The organism is Stenotrophomonas sp. 01N47 (assembly GCF_056399165.1).
In genome coordinates this window covers 1-408 of sequence record NZ_JBFTQU010000079.1, presented here as the reverse complement: position 1 = coordinate 408, position 408 = coordinate 1, and the positions used below count along the sequence as shown (strand labels likewise).

The 408-nt window shown below is 67.9% G+C and carries 1 protein-coding gene; it reads right to left on the bottom strand.

Annotated features, from left to right (window positions below):
* The coding region (locus AC1DKR_RS21305) for an enoyl-CoA hydratase-related protein (RefSeq protein ID WP_478035167.1) at window positions 1-191 on the bottom strand (191 nt) is incomplete at its 3' end.
* Window positions 192-408 lie beyond the last annotated feature (217 nt).

The following is a 408-nucleotide window of genomic DNA, read 5'->3' as shown; positions in this document are numbered from 1 at the left end:
CGCCCGGTTAGCACCACGGCGCGGACGTCGTCGTCGGTGGCGATCTCGTCCAGGGCCTTCACCAGCTGGGCGCGCAGCGGCAAGCCCAGAGCGTTGGCCGGCGGGGCGTCCAGCTCCAGCAGGATGATGGACCCCGTGGGGCGCGAGACGTGCAGCATAGGAGCCAGTGCTGGGGGGATCGTCGGCGTCATGTCCGCAACCTCGCCCGGCGCGCGGCGAATGGGAAGCATGCAACCTCGAAGGCGACGGGTGGTTTCATGTGCAACCATGCTGCGACGCACAAGGATTCCGCTTGCCAGATCCGAAGCCTTGTCTCAGCCTCAGCCGTACCGGCCTGCCGAGCGTGGCCGGAGAACACGATAAGCACGACGGTCAGGCGGCGCATTTTCACCCCGCGCCGACCCGTAC